This window comes from Marinobacter sp. L-46 (genome assembly GCF_056859535.1).
The window spans coordinates 44,393-63,309 of record NZ_JBSXOP010000049.1; the positions used below are offsets into that span (position 1 = coordinate 44,393).

Consider the following 18,917-nt stretch of genomic DNA (forward strand, 5'->3'; position numbering starts at 1 on the left):
CTGGGAGCCACGCCACTGCATGCCCGGGATGACGTAACCCCCGAACAGGTGGAGGCGCTGAAAAAGCGCATTGCCAGCATTGACGAATGGCTGAAAGATGCCGAGAAAGACCGCTCCAGCCTGGAGCAGCAACTGGCCCGTACCGAGCAAAGAATCAGCCAGCTGACCCGTGAGCGCCGGGAACTGCGCGAGAAAGCCGATCAGCAACAACAGCGCCTGGATGAACTGCGAACGCAGGAACGCCAGTTGGCCGACACCCTTGAATCACAACGGGAAGGCCTGAAAACGCAGATTCGCGCCGCCTGGATGGAAGGCGACGCCCCGGCCCTGAAAATCCTGCTGAACGAAATAGAACCGGGCCAGATTGCCCGAACCCTCACCTACTACGAATACCTCAGCAACGACACCGTCGAGCGTCTTCAAGCCTTCCAAAAGAGCCTTCAGGAGTTGAAACAGGCCCGGGCCGCGGTGCAGGCATCGCGGGTGGAACTGGCAAAGACCGAAGCAGACCTGGAACAACGCCAGCAGCAACTGACGCAAAGCAAAGCCGAGCGGGAACAAACCCTGGCCGCCCTGAAACAGGACATCCGCAGCCGTCGCAGTGAGCGGGACGACCTGGAAACTGACCGCAAACGCCTTGAGCAGCTGCTGGAAGAAGTGCAGCAGGCCATCGCCAACATCCCCTCTCCCAACGAATCCCGCCCGTTCAAGTCACTGCGGGACAAACTGCCCTGGCCCGCCAAGGGCCGCGTGGTCACCAACTACGGCGCCGCCTATGCTGACGGCAAATTGCGCCGCAGCGGCCTGATCATGAACACGGCAGAAAACGCGGAAGTCACCGCCGTACACTATGGCCGCGTGGTCTTCGCCAACTGGTTGCGGGGTTTCGGGCTGATGACCATTATCGATCACGGCGATGGCTACATGACCCTGTACGGCCATAGCAGCAGCCTGTTCACCGCACCCGGCGACTGGGTTCAGGCCGGTGAAACCATTGCCCTTTCCGGCCGCACCGGAGGCACCGAAGACCCGGCGGTCTACTTCGAAGTTCGCCAGAACGGAAAGCCGGTCAACCCCCGCCGCTGGCTGGGCAAGCCCTGAGTTTTGTCCCCCGACGCAAAGGGCTGACAAACGGCGCCGCGAACGCCATACTGTCGAAATCAAGAAATTAGTCCAACTATTGGAAACAAAACAGGATATGTGGATGAAACGAGTCACCGGCAAACTCCAGATCTCACAACTTCGCAGCCTTACCCTTGCGACCTGTTTGTTTACCCTGCCCGGACTCGCCCTGGCCCAGGATGCCCAAAGCCGGGACATCATCGAAGGTATCCAGGACGGCGAGCGGGTAGAACTGAAACTGCCGGACCCGGAAGAACAACTGCCGCTGGAAGACCTGCGCAAGTTCACTGAAGTGTTCGCCCGCATCAAAGACGCCTACGTAGAAGAAGTTTCCGACAGCGAGCTGCTGGAAAGCGCCATCAAGGGCATGCTCTCAGACCTGGACCCGCACTCCACCTACCTGGCCCCGAAAGACTACGAAGAGCTGGAAGAAAGCACCTCCGGCGAGTTTGGTGGCCTGGGCATTGAAGTGGGCATGGAAAACGGCTTTGTGAAAGTCATTTCCCCCATCGACGACACCCCGGCCCAGAAGGCGGGCGTGCAGGCCGGCGACCTGATTATCAAGCTGGATGAAAAACCGGTGAAGGGCATGTCGCTGGAAGAAGCCGTCAACCTGATGCGCGGCAAGCCCGGCTCGGTACTCACGCTGACCATCATGCGCGAAGGCGAAACCGCGCCGATCGAGATTGATGTAACCCGCGATATCATCAAGGTAACCAGCATCAAATCCCGGATGATTGAAAACGGTTACGGCTATGTGCGCATTACCCAGTTCCAGGCGGAAACCGGTAAACAGTTCCTCAAAGCCCTGAACGATCTGAAAGATGAGCATGGCAGCGACCTGGACGGCCTGGTGATCGACCTTCGCAACAACCCGGGCGGCGTGCTTCAGGCTGCCGTAGAAACCGCCGATGCGCTGATTGATGAAGGCCTGATTGTCTACACCGAGGGGCGTATCCAGAGTTCAAGACTGCGCTTCAGCGCCAAGCCGGGCGATGTGATGGCCGACACACCGATTGTGGTGCTGATCAACGGCGGCTCCGCCTCGGCTTCCGAAATCCTGGCCGGCGCCCTGCAGGATCACGAACGTGCAGTGATCATGGGCACCCAGTCCTTCGGCAAAGGCAGCGTGCAAACAGTCATCCCGCTGGATGAAACCCATGCCATCAAGATGACCACGGCCCGCTACTTCACCCCGGACGGCCGCTCCATTCAGGCTACCGGAATCAAGCCCGATATCGAGGTGCGCCCGGCCGAGCTGACCGAGCTGGACAGCCGCCCGTTCTTCACAGAGGCAGACCTGACCGGCCACCTGACCGGCGAGAACGAAGAAAAAGCCAAGGAACAGCGTGAACAGCAGGCAGAAACCGAACAGTCTGCCGCCAACCGGGACTACCAGCTGCGTTCAGCACTGAACCTGCTCAAAGGCATGCGCATTCTTAACCGCAAGGACGACAGCGGCCAGCAGGGCAAAGATCAGTGAAACTCAGAACGACCCTGCTCCGGGTAATGCTACTGGCGCTGAGCCCTTTTGTGGCCGCCCAGCCGGCAGAGCACCAGCCGCCCACCATCGCCATCATCATTGATGACATGGGCCACAACCTTCACGAAGGTGAACGCCTGGCCCGGATGGAACAACCGCTGACGCTGGCGTTCCTGCCTTTCCGGCGCCACACCGTGCCGCTGGCCAAGCTGGCCCACAAGAAACAGAAAGAAATCATGCTGCACGCGCCCATGGCCAACACCCGCAACTTCGGGCTTGGCCCCGGTGGCCTGACCCCGGACATGGACGAAGGCACCATGGCCACCACCCTGCGGCGCTCCCTGCAGTCCATCCCCCACGTAGTGGGCGTGAACAACCACATGGGCAGCCTGCTGACCCAGCAGCTCCAACCCATGGACTGGGTGATGAAAGAGCTCAACAAATACCCGCTGTACTTCGTAGACAGCCGCACCATCGCCAACTCCATCGCCGGCGCCGTAGCCGACGCCCACAAAATCCCCAGCCTGACCCGCGATGTGTTCCTGGACCACGAACAGACCGAGGAGTTTGTGGACCGGCAGTTCCAGGAGTTGATCAAGACCGCAAAGGAAAAGGGCACGGCCATTGGCATAGGCCATCCTCACAAAGTGACGGTGGACTACCTGGAAAAGCACTTACCCACGCTGGATGAGCAGGGCATTGCCATTGCCACCGTGCGGGGCGTGTGGGCCATGCGTAATGGCAACCGGGAGATGTTTGCGGAGGGGGAGAAACAGCCGGTGGTGTTGTCTGTGGCGCGGAGTGATAAGGACTAGTTTTTGCCACGGAAGGACACGGAAAAAGAAAAGATGATTTGCCACGAAATCCACTAAAGAACACGAAAGAATTAAATGCTTTTGGGCCACGGACACTCACTGACGCTCACGGACAAAAGATCAAGACCGCCTTTTTGTTGTCCGTGTGATTCCGTGAGTGTCCGTGGCAAAAATCACTAATCTTTATTTCGTGTTTTTTCGTGGATTTCGTGGCAAAAAATCGTTAAATCTTTTCTTTTTTCCGTGTCCTTCCGTGGATTCCGTGGCGGAACAGCCTTTTCAGTCCCGAACTTCTATACCCTGAGCCTTCATAAAGGCCTTGGCTTCGGGAATGGTATGCTGGCCGAAGTGGAAGATGGAGGCCGCCAGTACCGCATCGGCACCACCCTTGGTGACGCCATCCGCCAGGTGCTGCAGCTCGCCCACCCCACCTGAGGCAATTACCGGTACAGCCACGGCATCGCTGATGGCGCGGGTCAGGCCCAGGTCGAAGCCTATCTTGGTGCCGTCGCGGTCCATGCTGGTCAGCAGCAGTTCGCCGGCGCCCATGTCCACCATCTTCTTCGCCCATTCCACGGCATCCAGACCGGTAGGCTTACGGCCACCGTGGGTGAAGATTTCCCAGCGGGGCTCTTCGCCTTCTGCGCTTACCTGCTTGGCATCGATGGCTACCACAATGCACTGGCGACCGAATCGTTCCGCTGCTTCTTTCACGAATTCCGGGTTGAAGACCGCCGCGGTGTTGATGGACACCTTATCGGCGCCGGCATTCAGCAGCTTGCGAATATCCTCTACGGTGCGCACGCCACCGCCCACGGTCAGCGGGATAAACACTTCCGCCGCCATGCGTTCTACGGTTTCGTATGTAGTGTCGCGGCTTTCGCTGCTTGCAGTGATATCCAGAAAGGTGATTTCGTCTGCGCCCTGCTCGTTGTAGCGGCGGGCCACTTCAACAGGATCGCCGGCATCGCGGATGTCCACGAAGTTGACTCCTTTGACCACACGGCCTTTGTCGACGTCCAGGCAGGGGATGATGCGTTTTGCCAGTGCCATGATCTGTCCTCAGTTTTGCAGGCTGTCGCAGTAGGCTTGCGCTTCGGCTACATCCAGGGTGCCTTCGTAGATGGCACGGCCGGTGATGGCACCGATGACGCCTTTGTCGGCGACGGTGGCCAGGCGCTTGAGGTCGTCCATGTTGGTGACGCCGCCGGAGGCAATTACGGGGATACCGCCCTCTTCTGCCAGCTTGGCGGTGGCTTCCACGTTAACGCCCTGCATCATGCCATCGCGGGCGATGTCGGTGTACACAATGGAGGATACGCCGTCGTTGGCGAAGCGCTTGGCCAGGTCTACGGCCATGACTTCAGAGACTTCAGCCCAGCCGTCGGTGGCTACGCGGCCGTCTTTGGCGTCCAGGCCGACGATGATGTGGCCGGGGAATTCTTTGCACATTTGCGTGACGAATTCAGGCTCTTTGACGGCCTTGGTGCCGATGATGACCCACTGCACGCCGGCCTTGAGGTAGGCTTCGATGGTTTCCGCGGAGCGGATGCCGCCGCCGATCTGGATGGGCAGATTCGGGTATTTGACTGCAATCGCCTTTACGATTTCACCATTTACCGGTTCGCCGGCGAAGGCGCCGTTAAGGTCGACCAGATGCAGGCGGCGGGCGCCGGCATCGACCCATTTGGTGGCCATGTCGACGGGGTCGTCACCGAATACGGTGGAGTCTTCCATGCGGCCCTGGCGCAGTCTTACGCATTTGCCGTCTTTCAGGTCGATAGCGGGGATAATCAGCATTTTGTTCTTCCTATTCAGAAAGTCGGGCAAGGAGTTTGGCGCTCGCACTCTGGAGCAGGGAGGCCTATCAGGGACACGCTGTGAATACATCCCTGTACGCTTGACTGCAGCATCCCTGCTGCAGACAGTCCCTGATAGGCCTCCCTGCTCCAGAGCGCTATTAAGTGCTTGCCCGCTTACTTTCCAGTCCAGTTCGTAAAGTTTTCCAGCAACTGCAGGCCCGCCCGGGCGCTTTTTTCCGGGTGGAACTGCACTGCAAAGATGTTGTCTCTTGCCACCGCTGCCGCCAGGTCGACACCGTAACGGGTGCGGCCGGCCATGTCGGCGTTGCCGTCGGCTTCGGCGTAGTAGCTGTGCACGAAGTAGAAACGGTCGCCGTCCGGGATGTTGTGCCAGAGCGGGTGGTCTGCGGTTTGGTAGACCTGGTTCCAGCCCATGTGGGGCACTTTCAGGCGTTCGCCGTTTTCGGTGAGGTTGTCGCCGAAGTAGCGGACTTTGGACGGGAACAGGCCGATGCCTTCCACGCCGCCGTTTTCTTCGCTGCGGGCCATCAGGGCCTGCATGCCGACGCAGATGCCGAGAAACGGGCGGTCCTGGGAGACTTCTTTAACAAGTTCAACCACACCCAGGCGGTGCATTTCGGCCATGCAATCGCGGATGGCGCCGACGCCGGGCAGGATTACCCGGTCGGCTTCGCGGATTTTGGCGGCGTCGTCTGTGACCAGTACGGTGCAGTCCGGGGCCACGTGCTCTACGGCTTTGCGGGCGGAGTGCAGGTTACCCATGCCGTAGTCGATGATGGCGACGGTCTTCATGGTGGTTCTGTTCCTATCTGTGACCGGTTACAGAGCGCCTTTCGTGGACGGGGTGATGCCCGCCATGCGCTCGTCCATTTCAATCGCCATACGCAGTGCGCGGCCGAAGGCTTTGAACACGGTTTCGATCTGGTGGTGGGTGTTCTTGCCCTTCAGGTTGTCGATGTGCAGGGTCACCATGGAGTGGTTCACGAAGCCCTGGAAAAACTCTGCGAACAGGTCCACATCAAACCCGCCGACGCTGGCGCGGGTGTAGGGTACGTCCATGAGCAAACCTGGGCGGCCGGAGAGGTCGATCACCACGCGGGACAGGGCTTCGTCCAGGGGCACGTAGGCGTGACCGTAACGGCGGATGCCTTTTTTGTCGCCCACGGCTTGCTTGAAGGCCTGACCGAGGGTGATGCCGATGTCTTCGACGGTGTGGTGGTCGTCGATGTGGAGGTCGCCCTTACAGGTGATGTCCAGGTCTACCAGGCCGTGGCGGGCAATCTGGTCCATCATGTGGTCAAGGAAGGGCACACCGGTGTCAAAGCAGGCTTTGCCGGTGCCATCGAGATTGATCTCGACGGTAATCTGGGTTTCAAGGGTATTTCGCTCTACCCGAGCCTTGCGTTCAGCCATGGAGACTCCGTCTAGAAAACAGGCTTGCTACTGTAAAAATCAGATTCGCAGATTATACCCGTTAACACAGCCGGAGTCCCGCAACCGGATCAATCGCCCTGATAGCTCAGAACGCTTTCTTCAGGTTAGCCATGTAGGTGTCTACCAGGCTATTGAACTCGTGCTTGATCACCGGGCTGATAGCCAGCTTGAGAAGGCTGGGTAGGGGGACGGTCAGCTGGGCACTGGTCTGGAAGCGCACATTGGTGGCGTTGTCACCGTTGGCGGTGATGGTCCAGGCGCCGCTGACTTCGGCATTGCCCTCGCCTTTTACCGGATCCCAGGTGATTTTTCCGGCCTCTTTATCCGGGTGGTAGGTGCAGGCGTATACGGTCTGGATGGCGTGCTTATCAACACCCACCTTTTCCATTTCCCAGCGGTAGGCATTGCCACCAAGATCAACCAGCTTGTCAACTTTCGGGAAGTGGCTGACAGAACGGGGAACGTCTGCCAGAAGATCGAAGACGTCATCATAGCCTGCCGGAATCTCGAGTTCCCGGTTCAGCTCAATCGATACAGTAATGGCCACAGCCGACTCCTTTTTATGCTTATTTGCGTATGCTTGTTTGCGCACACCGGGACAACCCCGGTTTTAACGGGGTGTATTTTGACCCAAGACTAACGCATTGTCATATTCCTGCACTGTTAATTTGCTAACCCTGCGTTATCCTTTGGGTAATTCATTCGTAATACGGCAGCAATCCACCCTGCCGGAAAGAAAAGGAACTCGCCATGAAAGCTGTTCGCTATGTGCTCTATGCTGTTATCGCCCTTATTGTACTGGCGGTTGCAGCGGTCGCCATTGCCGTCGCCGTGATCAACCCGAACGATTACAAGCCCCAGATTGAAGCCGCAGTCGAGAAGAACACCAACCTTCAGTTACAGCTTGAAGGTGACATCGGCTGGTCTTTCATTCCGCTGGGGCTGGAGCTGAACCAGGTTGAGGCAACACTGGAAGGCGAACGCTTCGTAGCACTGGAACAGATGATTGCCAGGATCGATTTCTGGTCACTGATTGCCATGTCGCCGCAGGTGAACACCTTCCTGCTGAACGGCCTGGACGCGCGGCTGGAAGTGAACGAGCAAGGCGAAGGCAACTGGGCGCGGATTATGCCGGAGAAGAGCGCAGATGGCTCGGAAGCGCCTGCAACGGACGCTGCCGGCACCGAACCGGCGCCGACAGAAACCGCTGACACCGCAGAAGAAACCGGCGGCGAAGCCCTGAACTTCAACGTAGAGAACGTGGAAATCAGCAATGCCAGTGTTCACTACAACGACAAGAGCACCGGCCAGGCCGTAACCCTGGAAGACTTCACGGTGACCGCCAGCAACATCACCCTGGGTTCCGAGTTCCCCCTGGACATCAGTTTCAAGGTTGAAACCAGCCAGCCGCAGTTTGCGGTAGACGGCAGCATCAGCGCACAGCTGAAAGCCAACCAGGCCCTCAACGAATTTGCCATGTCCGGCCTGAAAGCCGTTTTTGACATGAACGGCGAGCCGTTCGGGGGCAAATCGGTCACTGCCGAGCTTGGTGGCTCACTGGCTGCCAACCTGGAGAACGAAACCGCCACCCTGAGCGGCTTCACCGCCAGCCTGGCTAACCTGAGCCTGAGCACGGACCTGAATGTGAAAGGCTTCGGCGATAAGCCTGCCCTTGATGGCAAGCTGGCCATTTCCGAGTTTTCGCTGAAACAGCTACTGAGCAACCTCGGCCAGCCCGCAATTGAGACGGAAGATCCGGACGTATTGAAAGCCATCGCGCTGTCCACCAATCTGGGCGGCGAGCCGGGCACCGTTGCCCTGAGCAACCTGAAAATCACCCTGGACGACACCACCTTCAACGGTGGCGGCAGCTACAACCTCGGCACCGGTGGGCTGGTGTTTGACCTGAACGGCGACAAACTCAATGCCGACCGCTACCTGCCACCCACGCCGGAAGAGGGTGAAGCCGCTGCCAGTGAGACAGCCGCTGAATCTGATAGCCCTGCACAGCAAACCGCCGCAGCCAGCCAACCGGAAAATGACCTGCTGCCACTGGAAACCCTGCGCACCCTGCTGCTGGACATCGACTTCGGCCTGGGCGAACTGATTGTCAGCAACCTGACCATCAACGAAATCAAAGCCAGCACCACCGCCAAAGGCGGCCTGCTGAAAGTGGATGAGTTCAGCGGCAAGCTTTACGAGGGCAGCTTCGGCGCCAACGTGACCATCGACGCCCGCAGCGACAATCCCAAGTGGAACATTCGCTCCGACGTCAGCAACGTGCAGACGCTACCACTACTGACCCAGTTGGCCGAGGTCGACATGCTCTCTGGCGGCGCCAACCTGAAACTGGCAGTAAACACCAACGGCAACCGCATCTCTGCCCTGCGCAACAATGCCAAGGGCGACATCAGCTTCAACCTGGCCGAAGGGCAGTTCCGCAAAATGAACCTAACCCGCATGGCCTGTCAGGGCATTGCCCTGGTGAACCAGGACTCCCTGACCACCACAGACTGGGGCACCACCACTCCGTTCAACGACATGCGTGGCACCCTGAAGATTGACGGCAACACCCTGAACAACACCGACCTGGTTGCGGCCCTGGCCGGCATGCGCCTTGAAGGCAACGGCACGGTTGACCTTGAGCAGACCAACCTGGACTACGAACTGGGCCTGCGCATTGTTGGTGAAATCCACCGCGACGAAGCCTGCCGGGTGACCGAGTACGTTGAGAACGTGGTTATCCCCGTGGAGTGCCGCGGCAACTTCAGCGAAGACCCGGCCGGCCTGTGTTCGTTCGACGGTTCCCGCTTCCGCGACACCATCAAAGACATCGCAGCCAACGCAGCCCGCGCCAAGGCCCAGGAAGAAATCGACCGGGCCAAGGCCAAGGCGACCGAAAAAGTAGACGAAGCCAAACAGAAAGCCGAAGACAAGGTAAACGAAAAGCTTCAGGAGAAACTCGGTGAAGAAGGCGGCAAAGTGAAAGATGCCCTCAAAGGCCTGTTTGGCCAATGACCGACAGCTTCGCCGACCGGCTACTGAACTGGTACGACAACCACGGCAGGCACAACCTGCCGTGGCACCATAACCGCAATGCTTACCGGGTCTGGGTGTCGGAGATCATGCTCCAGCAGACCCAGGTAGCTACTGTTATCCCCTACTTCGAGGCCTTCATGGCCAGTTTTCCGGATGTGCAGGCACTGGCTGCGGCACCGGTAGACGACGTGCTCAGCCACTGGTCTGGCCTGGGTTACTACGCCCGCGCCCGTAACCTGCACAAGGCAGCCAAACAGGTGGTGGACGAGCATGGCGGCGAGTTCCCGCAAGACCAGGAAACACTGGAAACCCTGACCGGCATCGGCCGCTCCACCGCTGCGGCCATTATTGCCCAGGCTTTCGGCAAGCGGGCCGCTATCCTGGACGGCAACGTAAAGCGCGTTCTGGCCCGTTACCACGCAGTACCCGGCTGGCCGGGGCAAACCCCGGTACTGAAACAGCTCTGGCAGCATGCCGAGCAACACACGCCGGATGAGCGCGTGCGCGACTACACCCAGGGCATCATGGACCTGGGCGCCATGGTGTGCACCCGCAGCAAACCCGCCTGTGAAAGTTGCCCGGTGAACAACGGCTGCCAGGCCTATGCCCGAAACGAAACCAAACTCTACCCGGGCTCCAAGCCGAAGAAAGAGAAACCGGAAAAGACCACCTGGATGCTGATCCTGGAAGATAACGAAGGCCGCATTCTGCTGGAACGACGCCCGCCCAGCGGCATCTGGGGTGGTTTGTGGAGCCTGCCGGAACTGGACCCGGCCTACGGCGCAGAGGAACTGCAGGAAGCCTGCGAAACGAAGCTGGGGCTGGCCTGCAGCGACCCGGAACTGATCAGTGGCTTCCGGCACACCTTCAGCCATTATCACCTGCACATACAGCCAGCACGGTTGCCGGTAACTGGCGGCACCCAAGTGGCAGACACCGGCAGCCGGCGTTGGGTGCACCGGGACCAGGCCTTAACCCTAGGCCTGCCCGCCCCCATCCGCACCCTGCTCACCGAGCCGGAACAAACCACCCTGCTCTGAGCACCCGGCGATCTGTTATCATTCGCTCAGTCCACCAACACAGGAGCCGACAGGAGCCGACATGAGCCGCACTGTATTCTGCCGCAAGTACCAGAAAGAGATGGAAGGCCTAGCCATGCCCCCCATGCCCGGTCCCAAAGGCCAGGAGATCTTCGACAACGTGTCGAAAGTCGCCTGGGAAGAATGGCAGAACCAGCAAACCATGCTGATCAACGAAAAGCACCTGAGCATGATGGACCCGAACAACCGGAAATACCTGCAGGCCCAGATGGAACGCTTCTTCAACAACGAGCCATTCGACCAGGCAGAAGGCTTCGTTCCGCCGGAAAAATGAACGAACCGATCAAGGCCTGAACAACCGGGAAAAGTTTCGGAAAATTTTTGCGGAGTGGCCTTGACTCCCCAACCCTAAACCGGTTTAATAGCGCCCCGTTGCAGCACATAGCTCAACACGCCCGGATAGCTCAGTTGGTAGAGCAGGGGATTGAAAATCCCCGTGTCGGTGGTTCGATTCCGCCTCCGGGCACCATAAGATTCAATGACTTAGCCCGCTTCTTAGCGGGCTAAGTCGTTTCTGGGAGATTACGACCTCACCGGCGAGCCAAACTCAAAGGGCGGCCAGAATGGTTTCCGCACTGCTAGCATCAATACCCGTGGTATCGATATTGAGCAGCTCAACCTTGCCGTCGTTGACGATCATCGCGTAGCGCTTGCTGCGCACGCCCAATCCACGCTCAGTCAGATCCAGCTCCAGTCCGATCGCCTTAGCGAACTCAGCGTTGCCATCACCCGCCATAATAATCTCCCCGGCGTTCTGCGACTTACCCCAGGCATCCATCACGAAGGCATCATTGACCGCCGTACAAACGATGGCATCGACGCCTGTCGCCTTTATCTTGTCTGCATTGACAACGAAGCCAGGCAGGTGAGTTGCTGAACAACCCGGAGTGAAAGCTCCTGGCACCCCGAAAAGTATTGAAGGCTACGCCCCTCACCCCAACTGCGCCACCGGCAACCACCCCGCCAGCCCCATAAAGTGGAACATCACCGTCACCACTCCGAACACCAGCACCAGTACAATTGCCGCTTTCCCGCCTGGAGCCATAAAGCCTGTTTTACCACCTTGAAGTGTTCTTGATTTCCAGGCCAGCAGGGCCGGGATGATACAGGCCCAGACAGCAGCGGCTGCGCCGGCATAGCCGATGGCCAGGACAAAGCCGAAGGGTGCCAGCAGAGAGAGCAGCAGCGGCGGGATGAAGGTGATTGCCCAGGTTTTGGTGCGGCCCTTTCGGTCGTTTTCGAAACCGAAGAGGTCGGCCATGAAATCGAATGTCCCCAGCCCCACGCCCACAAAGGACGACAGAATCGCCGCCGCAGAGAAGGCGCTGATGGTATTGGCCACCCGCTCGGAGTCTATGGCAAACCCCAGGGCCGCCAGCAGCACGTCGACATCGCCGCCCCGGGCGACAACGGGCCCGAAGTCAGCCCTTGGCAGATTGCCGAAGATGCTCACCAGCCAGGCGATGTAAAACAGCAAGGCAATGGAGGTGCCGCCGAGAATAGCCTTCTGCGCCTTCCGCTCCTCCCCATAATAGGCTCGCAGGGAAGCAACCGAGTGGTGGTAACCGAAAGAGGTGAGAGCCACCGGCAACATGGCCAGCGCGTAGGGTGCGTAGTGGCCATGCTGGTTGACGGTGTCGAACAACACACTGAAATCAATCCGTGATGCGAGGCCGGATACACCCAACACAAAGCTCAGCAGCATGAAGGTAACCAGCACCACCGAAAGCCGGTCCACCGCCCGGGTGGAGTGCCACACCACCAGAGAAAACACCGCCACAAAGGCCACAGACGCCAGCTTGCTGCTGACTCCAGTCACGCCCTGGATGATCAGTCCGGACGATGTAATGTAGGCATAGAGCAGAATGCCGCCGACAAAGTAGACCATCAGGTTACTGAAGATATTCACCCGCGGCCCCAGCATTGACTTGGTGACCGTATTAAACGACGCCCTCAGGTCATAATGCTTCAGGGCTTCCAGCAGCATCCAGCCGGACAGCGTCATCACCACCATGGTGAGAATCAGCGCAAAGCTGGACCACAGCGTCCATGCACCGGCGCCGGAACTTGGCAGGCCAAGCATACCCGCGCCCACGCAGACGCTGGCGATGATGCTGGCGCCGCCGATGAGTGAAGGAGATCATCTGGAAACCGGCTGGTCTGTCACTTTGCGCCCGCCACCCGCTTGGCCAGAAACACATCCAGATTCCGAACCTCTTCCAGGCAAAGGCTGTGCTCCATCCCATAGGCGTGATACTCCGGCTCGTACCCCAGCTCCTGCAGTTTCTGCTGAGCCGTCTGCCCAAGATGTTCCGCAACAACCTGATCAAACCGGCCGTGGGCAATAAAGACGGGAAGCTGGCGATTGGCCTCGCTCAGCCCGATAGAATCAGCGGTGGCAAAATAGGTGGAGAGGGCGAACAGGCCACCTAGTCGCTCGGGATAGCTCAGTGCCAGCTCATAGGCCACCGTACCGCCCTGCGAGAAGCCGCCAAGGATGATGTTCTCGCTGGCAATGCCACGCTCCCGCTCCTGCCGGATCAGCTCTGCCACCATCGCCGCCGAGGCCCGCAGTTGTTCGGCATCCACCTTTCGGTCTACGTCCATGGCGAGGATGTCGTACCAAGCTGGCATCACGTAACCACCGTTGATGGTTACCGGCAGCTCGGGGGCGTGGGGGAAGATGAAACGTACCGGCTTCTCGCGGGAAAACCGGAACTCCGGAACCACCGGCTCGAAATCGTGGCCGCTGGCGCCCAGGCCGTGCAACCAGATGATGGTGGTTTCGGGGTTGTCGCCGGTGTCGATTTGCAGGGTGTTCAGGGCGGTCATCGGGCCTCCGGATATCAGGGAAAGACCGGCGACTTTAACATTTTCCGCGTCAGCGAGCCCAAAGATCCTTTCGAACACTCTCCCAAAGCTTTCGAAACTCCGCCGCCGCTGGCGTATTCGATGCCAGAAGCTCCAGCGGCTTGCCCTCTTCTCCCATTCGCTCGACAACACTTGCGTAGGGAACAGCCACATTGACCGGCGCGCCAAGCAACTCCGCAGACTGACCCAGTATCTCCCGGTGCAGGTTCTTGCGACGGTCGACCATGGAGAAAAACGGCCGGAGTTTCTTGTTACCCAGCTTTTTGTCTTTCACAAACTCCCGTAACTGGTTCCAGCTGTTGAGGGACAACCAGGTAGGCACCATTGGCACATATACCTTATCGGCCATTTCCAGCACCTGTTCGGTCAAGCGCGAGAGTGTCGGCGGGCAGTCCAGAACCACCAGACTGGTGTCTTCAGACAGCGGAGCCAGCAGGTCTTTCAGGACGTTGTGCCCTTCCTCGTGCTCAAGCTTGATATCGAAGTTGCGAAAGCTGCTGTGGGCGGGGATAAAGTCGAGATTGGGGTAGACGTCTTCGTGGATAAAGCGGGCAATGGGGGATTTGCCTTCTAACAGCTTGGACAGCTTACGGCCTTTGACGACCTCCGCACCCGCCAGGTAAAAACTGGCAGCCCCTTGTGGGTCGAGATCCCAAAGCAGTGTGCTGATGTTGGCGCGGCTGGCGAGATAAGCGGTGTTCACTGCGGCGGCGGTTTTGCCTACGCCACCCTTGGGGCTGTAGAAGGCGATGATTCTCATGGACGGGAGCTCCTGCTGTATCCGTTGTTACCAAACATTACAGGGTAACAGGCACCAAGACAGCAACTGTGAAGCTTTTATGACAGTTCTCGCCGGAGCCGGCAGGCAGAAAGGAAGGCTTTCGTAAAACCACGCTCACGCAGCTTTGCGGAAGCCCTCCATCCGCACACTTTTGTCCCGGCTGCGCTTGTACCTGGTTTTGTCTTCAACCACGCGCATCTGGTATTTTGGTGTTCTCAGTTCCCGCTGCACGGCACTGTGCTGTGTGGCTTTCGCCTTTTTTCTGGCCATCTCGGTATCTCCTCGTTTGGCTCGGTTCTAACGGCGCGTATTATATCACTTCCCTGAATTTCGCGAGCGTAAGCAATGACACTCACTGTGTGGCTCACATTTCTGGTCGCAGCCCTTCTGATCAGTGTTTCTCCGGGTGCCGGCGCGGTCAACTCCATGAGCAGCGGCCTGCGTTATGGTGTTCGTAAGTCTTTACCAACCATTGCCGGCCAGCAGTTCGGATATGGCGTACAGATTGTGCTGGTGGGCGCAGGCCTGGGCGCCATTGTGGCTTCATCCAATACAGCACTTATGGTCATCAAGTGGATTGGCGTGGCTTATCTGATCTGGCTGGGTATCCAGAAATGGCGGGAGCAACCGGTGGAGGCCTCCCGCGCAGACCTGTCCGGATTCAGTCCCCGCCAGCAGTTCTGGAATGGCGCACTGGTGAACCTCACCAACCCGAAAGCCACGATTTTCCTGATTGCCCTGTTCCCGCAGTTTCTGGTGGCCGGCGCGGCCCATGGGCAGCAGTTGGCCACCATGGGGGCAACCCTCATCCTGGTCGATATACTGGTGATGGCGGGCTACGCTCTGCTCGCCAGCCAGCTGTTCCGGTTTATGACCACGCCGAAACGCCAGCGGCAAATGAACAGGGTGTTCGGCGGGCTGTTCGTAACAGCAGCGGTCGCGCTCGCGAGTTTCAAACGGGCCTGAAGGCAGCGTTTCTTCGAACAAAAAAGGCCCGCCGGATCTCTCCAGGGGGCCTTTTTGTTTTAAGGCACGGACATTAACGCACCGCGTTAACCACCTCATCCACCTGCAGGCGCACACTCTGCAGGCCACCGCCAGAGAGATACCAGAGGCCCGGGTTCAGCACCACAACATCGGTGTCGGCGCCGGCATCAGCCATGGCGGCTTCCAGTATTTCCGGCTTCAGCGGTTCGGCACCAATGGCGGCGCTGCGGTCCACCACCAGCAACGTATCCGGCGCCATTTCGGCCAGTGTCTCGGCCTTCACCGGATAGAACGTGCGCTCACCCCGCACCACCGGCTGCACGCTGGCCGGTACCGTTGCCGGCGTCAGTTCCAGCATCTGGTAAACCACTGCTTCCTGGCGCAGCGAGAAGTTGCCAGCGTTGTGGGTAACCACGGTCACTGTGCCGGCATCGGCCAATTCCGCTTTCTGTTCACCTACATGCTGCCAGAGTTCGCCAAGCTTGAGCTCGGCGGTTTCTTCAAGGCCATAGTAACTCGCCAGGCTGATAACATTGGCGCTTACCGCATCACGAAAGTCGCCTGTGGCCAGAGTTACATCGCGCACGGGGGCAACCTTTGCTGCCGAAACCTGTGCTTCAGCGCCCTGACGACCGGTCATCAGCACAAGCCCCGGCTGCAGGTCTGCCAGCAGCTTCTGGTCAGGTTCTTTCAGGCTGCCGGCATCTGGCAGTTTGGCCCCAAGATCAGCCAGGTAGTCCGGCAGCCCCTGCTTGGGAATGGCCAGGACCTTATCTTCCAAACCCAGCTCCAGCAGGGTGTCCAGGGCACCGTGGTCATAGCTGACCACGGTCGGGCCGGTGACCGAAGTGGTGGTTGCGCAACCCGCGAGCGTGAGGCCTGCCAGGGCTCCGGTCAGGGTGAGTTTCAGTGAGTTCATGCAATTCTCCTTAGAAGTCGACCGCAAGGCCAAGGTTCAGGCGGCGGCCGTCCAGCACCACGCCATAGTCATCGTTGGTAATTTCTTTATCGGCGAGGTTGTACAGACCCGCTGTTACCCGGGCGGTATCCGTCAGCCTGTACAACAAGCCCACATCCATCAGCGTGTAACCCGGCGTTCCGCTCTCCATATCTCTGCGGCCAAGGAAGTCACTGGTTTCGCCACGATAGTTAGTCTGGAACCACAGGTTCAGCCGGCCGCTTGCCTGCCAGTCCAGGTTGGCGTTGGCCATGTGTTCGGGAACCTTGTTCAGGGGCTCCCCCTTGAAATCACCGGTTTTCTGCTCAGAATCGGTGTAGGTGTAGCTGGAACTGAGGGTTACCGCATCGGTCAGGTCGTAGTCGAGCGTCAGCTCGATACCGCGCATTTCGGCTTCGTCGATGTTGGCCCGGGTACTCAGGAACAGATAGTCATTACCCTGAAAACTACAGGTCCAGGTGCCCGGATCATCCCCGTCACCGTTCGGGGATTCGCAGAAGCGATCTTCCGCAATCTTGTCTTTGAAATCGGTCTGGAACAGCATCACGCTCGCATTCAGGCCCATGGCCCGGCTGTCGAAGACCAGGCCGGCTTCATAACTGATGCTGGATTCCGGATCGAGATCCGGGTTGCCAATAATCAGTGCTCGCGGGTGAGGTGCAGGCGAGCCAGCGCCACCGGTGCCACGGCCAAACCCTTCCGTGACATCCGCCAGTCCGGGCTGGCGATAGCCGGTCGACACGCCGCCTTTCAGGGTCAGCTCAGACGTCAGGTCGTAAAGCGCATAGACCCGGGGCGAGAACTCGCCGCCAAACAGTTCGTCGTCGTTGTAACGCAGGCCGGTGGTCACCGAGAAGTCGTCGGTCAGGCCCCACTCCACTTCCGAGTAAACAGCGGCAATCCAGCGGTCAACACTGCGCACGGCACCCGGGATATTGGAGGTGAGCAAACCGTTGGTTTCGTCAGTCAGTTTTTCCTGCTTGTACTGGCCACCCACGGTAACCACATGATCACCCCAGAACCGTGTTGCCTGGGTATCCAGCATCGACACCTGCTCTTTCTTGGTCTGGTCCTGCACCCGCTCGGAAAGATCGTGCTGAACAAAGCTCCTGGTCATCCAGTTACCGTAGTTACCGGCGTGGGAGAGCACGTAAACGTCTTTGTCGTAGATGTAGGTTGACCCGGTTTCATCCAGGGCCACGCTTTTGCCCGGAGTGCTGGTTTCTTCCAGGCGGGAGCTGTCATAGCTCAGGGCAAATTCGTTTTGGTTATCCGGAGTGAAAATCAGCTTGGCTCCGCCCATCGTGCGCTTACTTTCCGGGGTACTTCTGGCGGAATCGTCGGCGCCGGCGAAATCGCTTTCATCGTCACCCGCCCAGGACGCATTAACCTCGGCACTCAACAAACCTTCCACCAACGCACCACCGGCAAACAGGCTGGTTTGCTTGCTGTCGTTGCTCACATCGTTAAAGGACTTGGTGTATTCGGAGGAAACAGTGCCAGCCCACTCACCCCGGTTTTTACGGGTGATGATGTTGATGACGCCACCCATGGCCTCAGAGCCATAGAGCGAAGACATAGGCCCGCGGATCACTTCCACCCGTTCGATCATTGAAATCGGCGGCAGGGCAATCTGCTTGCCACCGTCCTGGCCGTTGGTATTTACCGAGCGGCCGGCAGACACCGGCCGACCGTCCACCAGGTACAGCGTGTAGCTATCGTCCATGCCCCGGATGCTGATGTCCTGTGCCCCACCACCACCGGTAACGTACACACCCGGAATGTTATTCACCGCATCGACAATGCTTTTGTAGGATTTCTTGGCCAGTTCATCACTGGAGATCACCGAAATACTCGCCGGCGCATCGGAGATGTTCTGCTCAAACCCCGATGCTGTAACTACAATTTCACCAAGTTCAACCGGGGCCGGCTGGGCAAAAGCAGCTCCGGCATTCACCAGTGCGATCGCGGAGGCCAGAAGAGGACGACGCATGAAAGCTCCTTGTGTTGTGCAACGTTGACTTTTGACTCGCCATGCAGATGCGAATCATTATTAGTTGCGACTACATTAACACAAGGCAAGGGTTCAGGTGTTGATATGATCTGTTCCAGTATCCGGAACAATGCCCTCCGCTAAGCAGGGGCCGGCCAGCCAGGCCATGGGTACCGAGCTTCTCAAATGGGCAATGTTCCTGATCGTGCTCACGGTCGCTTTGCTGGTGGGTTCAGCCACCGCCCTGGCCGGGCCGCTGATCTTTGTCGGGCTGGTGGTGCCCTTTATTGCCCGGGCCTTTGCCGGGCCGGATATCCGCAAAACCCTGTGGCTGTGTGTGCCGGTGGGCCCGGCGGTGGTGCTGGCCGCAGACGTGGTCTCACGCCTGATAGCCGCCCCGGCGGAACTGCCCCTTGGTGTAGTCACCGCACTGATCGGCGCCCCGGTGCTGCTGGCCATTGTTCGTGCCGGCCGTATGCCGTCGCTGTAACCCTGAGGTTTACTGATTAAT

Annotated in this window: 20 protein-coding genes and 1 tRNA gene; 9 read left to right on the forward strand and 12 right to left on the reverse strand. The window is 58.8% G+C overall.

Features of this window, described 5'->3' with window-relative positions:
- From AC13DJ_RS06595 to AC13DJ_RS06605, 3 genes are all read left to right on the forward strand, one after another.
- A complete protein-coding gene (locus AC13DJ_RS06595; RefSeq protein ID WP_476130866.1) occupies window positions 1-1,101 on the forward strand; it encodes a peptidoglycan DD-metalloendopeptidase family protein in 1,101 nt (366 codons plus the stop codon).
- A 103-nt stretch (window positions 1,102-1,204) separates the two neighbouring features.
- Complete coding sequence (locus AC13DJ_RS06600) at window positions 1,205-2,605, forward strand: S41 family peptidase (RefSeq protein ID WP_289102139.1); 1,401 nt, start codon at window positions 1,205-1,207, stop codon at window positions 2,603-2,605.
- On the forward strand, window positions 2,602-3,420 hold the full coding sequence (locus AC13DJ_RS06605; RefSeq protein ID WP_476130856.1) for a divergent polysaccharide deacetylase family protein: 819 nt from the start codon (window positions 2,602-2,604) through the stop codon (window positions 3,418-3,420). The genes AC13DJ_RS06600 and AC13DJ_RS06605 overlap by 4 nt, the downstream gene beginning before the upstream one ends.
- Before the next feature lie 279 nt (window positions 3,421-3,699).
- Here AC13DJ_RS06605 and hisF read toward each other — a convergent pair whose 3' ends face one another.
- The 5 genes from hisF to AC13DJ_RS06630 all read right to left on the reverse strand — a co-directional run bounded on the left by hisF (window position 3,700) and on the right by AC13DJ_RS06630 (window position 7,224).
- The gene (hisF, locus tag AC13DJ_RS06610; RefSeq protein WP_288370704.1) at window positions 3,700-4,473 is read right to left on the reverse strand and encodes an imidazole glycerol phosphate synthase subunit HisF; all 774 of its coding nucleotides are present in this window, start codon (window positions 4,471-4,473) and stop codon (window positions 3,700-3,702) included.
- Between the two features lie 9 nt (window positions 4,474-4,482).
- Complete coding sequence (gene hisA, locus AC13DJ_RS06615; RefSeq protein ID WP_232901280.1) at window positions 4,483-5,220, reverse strand: 1-(5-phosphoribosyl)-5-[(5-phosphoribosylamino)methylideneamino]imidazole-4-carboxamide isomerase; 738 nt, start codon at window positions 5,218-5,220, stop codon at window positions 4,483-4,485.
- 176 nt (window positions 5,221-5,396) lie between these two features.
- Window positions 5,397-6,035: an imidazole glycerol phosphate synthase subunit HisH gene (gene hisH / locus AC13DJ_RS06620; RefSeq protein ID WP_474540061.1), complete on the reverse strand. Its 639-nt coding sequence runs from the start codon at window positions 6,033-6,035 to the stop codon at window positions 5,397-5,399.
- A gap of 27 nt (window positions 6,036-6,062) precedes the next feature.
- Window positions 6,063-6,656, reverse strand: a complete 594-nt coding sequence (gene hisB / locus AC13DJ_RS06625) for an imidazoleglycerol-phosphate dehydratase HisB (RefSeq protein ID WP_058341748.1) — start codon at window positions 6,654-6,656, stop codon at window positions 6,063-6,065.
- A gap of 106 nt (window positions 6,657-6,762) precedes the next feature.
- Entirely contained in the window at window positions 6,763-7,224 is a 462-nt protein-coding gene (locus tag AC13DJ_RS06630; protein WP_482934173.1) for an SRPBCC family protein, read from the reverse strand.
- A gap of 203 nt (window positions 7,225-7,427) precedes the next feature.
- Between AC13DJ_RS06630 and AC13DJ_RS06635 the strand changes: the two genes are divergently transcribed.
- The 4 genes from AC13DJ_RS06635 to AC13DJ_RS06650 all read left to right on the forward strand — a co-directional run bounded on the left by AC13DJ_RS06635 (window position 7,428) and on the right by AC13DJ_RS06650 (window position 11,285).
- Entirely contained in the window at window positions 7,428-9,695 is a 2,268-nt protein-coding gene (locus AC13DJ_RS06635; protein WP_474540060.1) for an AsmA family protein, read from the forward strand.
- A complete protein-coding gene (gene mutY / locus AC13DJ_RS06640) occupies window positions 9,692-10,756 on the forward strand; it encodes an A/G-specific adenine glycosylase (protein ID WP_474540059.1) in 1,065 nt (354 codons plus the stop codon). The genes AC13DJ_RS06635 and mutY overlap by 4 nt, the downstream gene beginning before the upstream one ends.
- Before the next feature lie 61 nt (window positions 10,757-10,817).
- Window positions 10,818-11,090, forward strand: coding sequence for an oxidative damage protection protein (locus AC13DJ_RS06645; RefSeq protein ID WP_022989269.1), 273 nt, complete (start codon window positions 10,818-10,820; stop codon window positions 11,088-11,090).
- Between the two features lie 119 nt (window positions 11,091-11,209).
- Window positions 11,210-11,285, forward strand: a tRNA-Phe gene (locus AC13DJ_RS06650).
- Between the two features lie 78 nt (window positions 11,286-11,363).
- Here AC13DJ_RS06650 and AC13DJ_RS06655 read toward each other — a convergent pair.
- The 5 genes from AC13DJ_RS06655 to AC13DJ_RS06675 form a co-directional block, all read right to left on the reverse strand.
- Window positions 11,364-11,732 (reverse strand): redoxin family protein, encoded by a 369-nt coding sequence (locus AC13DJ_RS06655; protein ID WP_482934196.1) that lies wholly within the window; start codon window positions 11,730-11,732, stop codon window positions 11,364-11,366.
- 15 nt (window positions 11,733-11,747) lie between these two features.
- Entirely contained in the window at window positions 11,748-12,944 is a 1,197-nt protein-coding gene (locus AC13DJ_RS06660) for an aromatic amino acid transporter (RefSeq protein ID WP_482934197.1), read from the reverse strand.
- 35 nt (window positions 12,945-12,979) lie between these two features.
- Entirely contained in the window at window positions 12,980-13,648 is a 669-nt protein-coding gene (locus AC13DJ_RS06665) for an alpha/beta hydrolase (RefSeq protein ID WP_288370872.1), read from the reverse strand.
- Between the two features lie 49 nt (window positions 13,649-13,697).
- On the reverse strand, window positions 13,698-14,447 hold the full coding sequence (locus tag AC13DJ_RS06670) for a ParA family protein (RefSeq protein ID WP_288370874.1): 750 nt from the start codon (window positions 14,445-14,447) through the stop codon (window positions 13,698-13,700).
- 135 nt (window positions 14,448-14,582) lie between these two features.
- Entirely contained in the window at window positions 14,583-14,738 is a 156-nt protein-coding gene (locus AC13DJ_RS06675) for a hypothetical protein (protein WP_022988135.1), read from the reverse strand.
- Window positions 14,739-14,813: 75 nt separating this feature from the next.
- Here AC13DJ_RS06675 and rhtB point away from each other — a divergent pair, with 75 nt between their 5' ends.
- Window positions 14,814-15,434, forward strand: a complete 621-nt coding sequence (gene rhtB, locus AC13DJ_RS06680; protein WP_474540753.1) for a homoserine/homoserine lactone efflux protein — start codon at window positions 14,814-14,816, stop codon at window positions 15,432-15,434.
- 73 nt (window positions 15,435-15,507) lie between these two features.
- On the opposite strand, the gene AC13DJ_RS06685 is transcribed toward rhtB, so the two are convergent.
- Window positions 15,508-16,374 carry an ABC transporter substrate-binding protein gene (locus tag AC13DJ_RS06685; protein WP_474540754.1) on the reverse strand — a complete coding sequence of 289 codons (867 nt, stop codon included), beginning with the start codon at window positions 16,372-16,374 and terminating at the stop codon, window positions 15,508-15,510.
- A 10-nt stretch (window positions 16,375-16,384) separates the two neighbouring features.
- Window positions 16,385-18,406 (reverse strand): TonB-dependent receptor domain-containing protein, encoded by a 2,022-nt coding sequence (locus tag AC13DJ_RS06690; protein ID WP_482934174.1) that lies wholly within the window; start codon window positions 18,404-18,406, stop codon window positions 16,385-16,387.
- Window positions 18,407-18,536: 130 nt separating this feature from the next.
- Between AC13DJ_RS06690 and AC13DJ_RS06695 the strand changes: the two genes are divergently transcribed.
- Entirely contained in the window at window positions 18,537-18,896 is a 360-nt protein-coding gene (locus AC13DJ_RS06695) for an iron chelate uptake ABC transporter family permease subunit (protein ID WP_482934175.1), read from the forward strand.
- The last annotated feature ends 21 nt before the right edge of the window (window positions 18,897-18,917 follow it).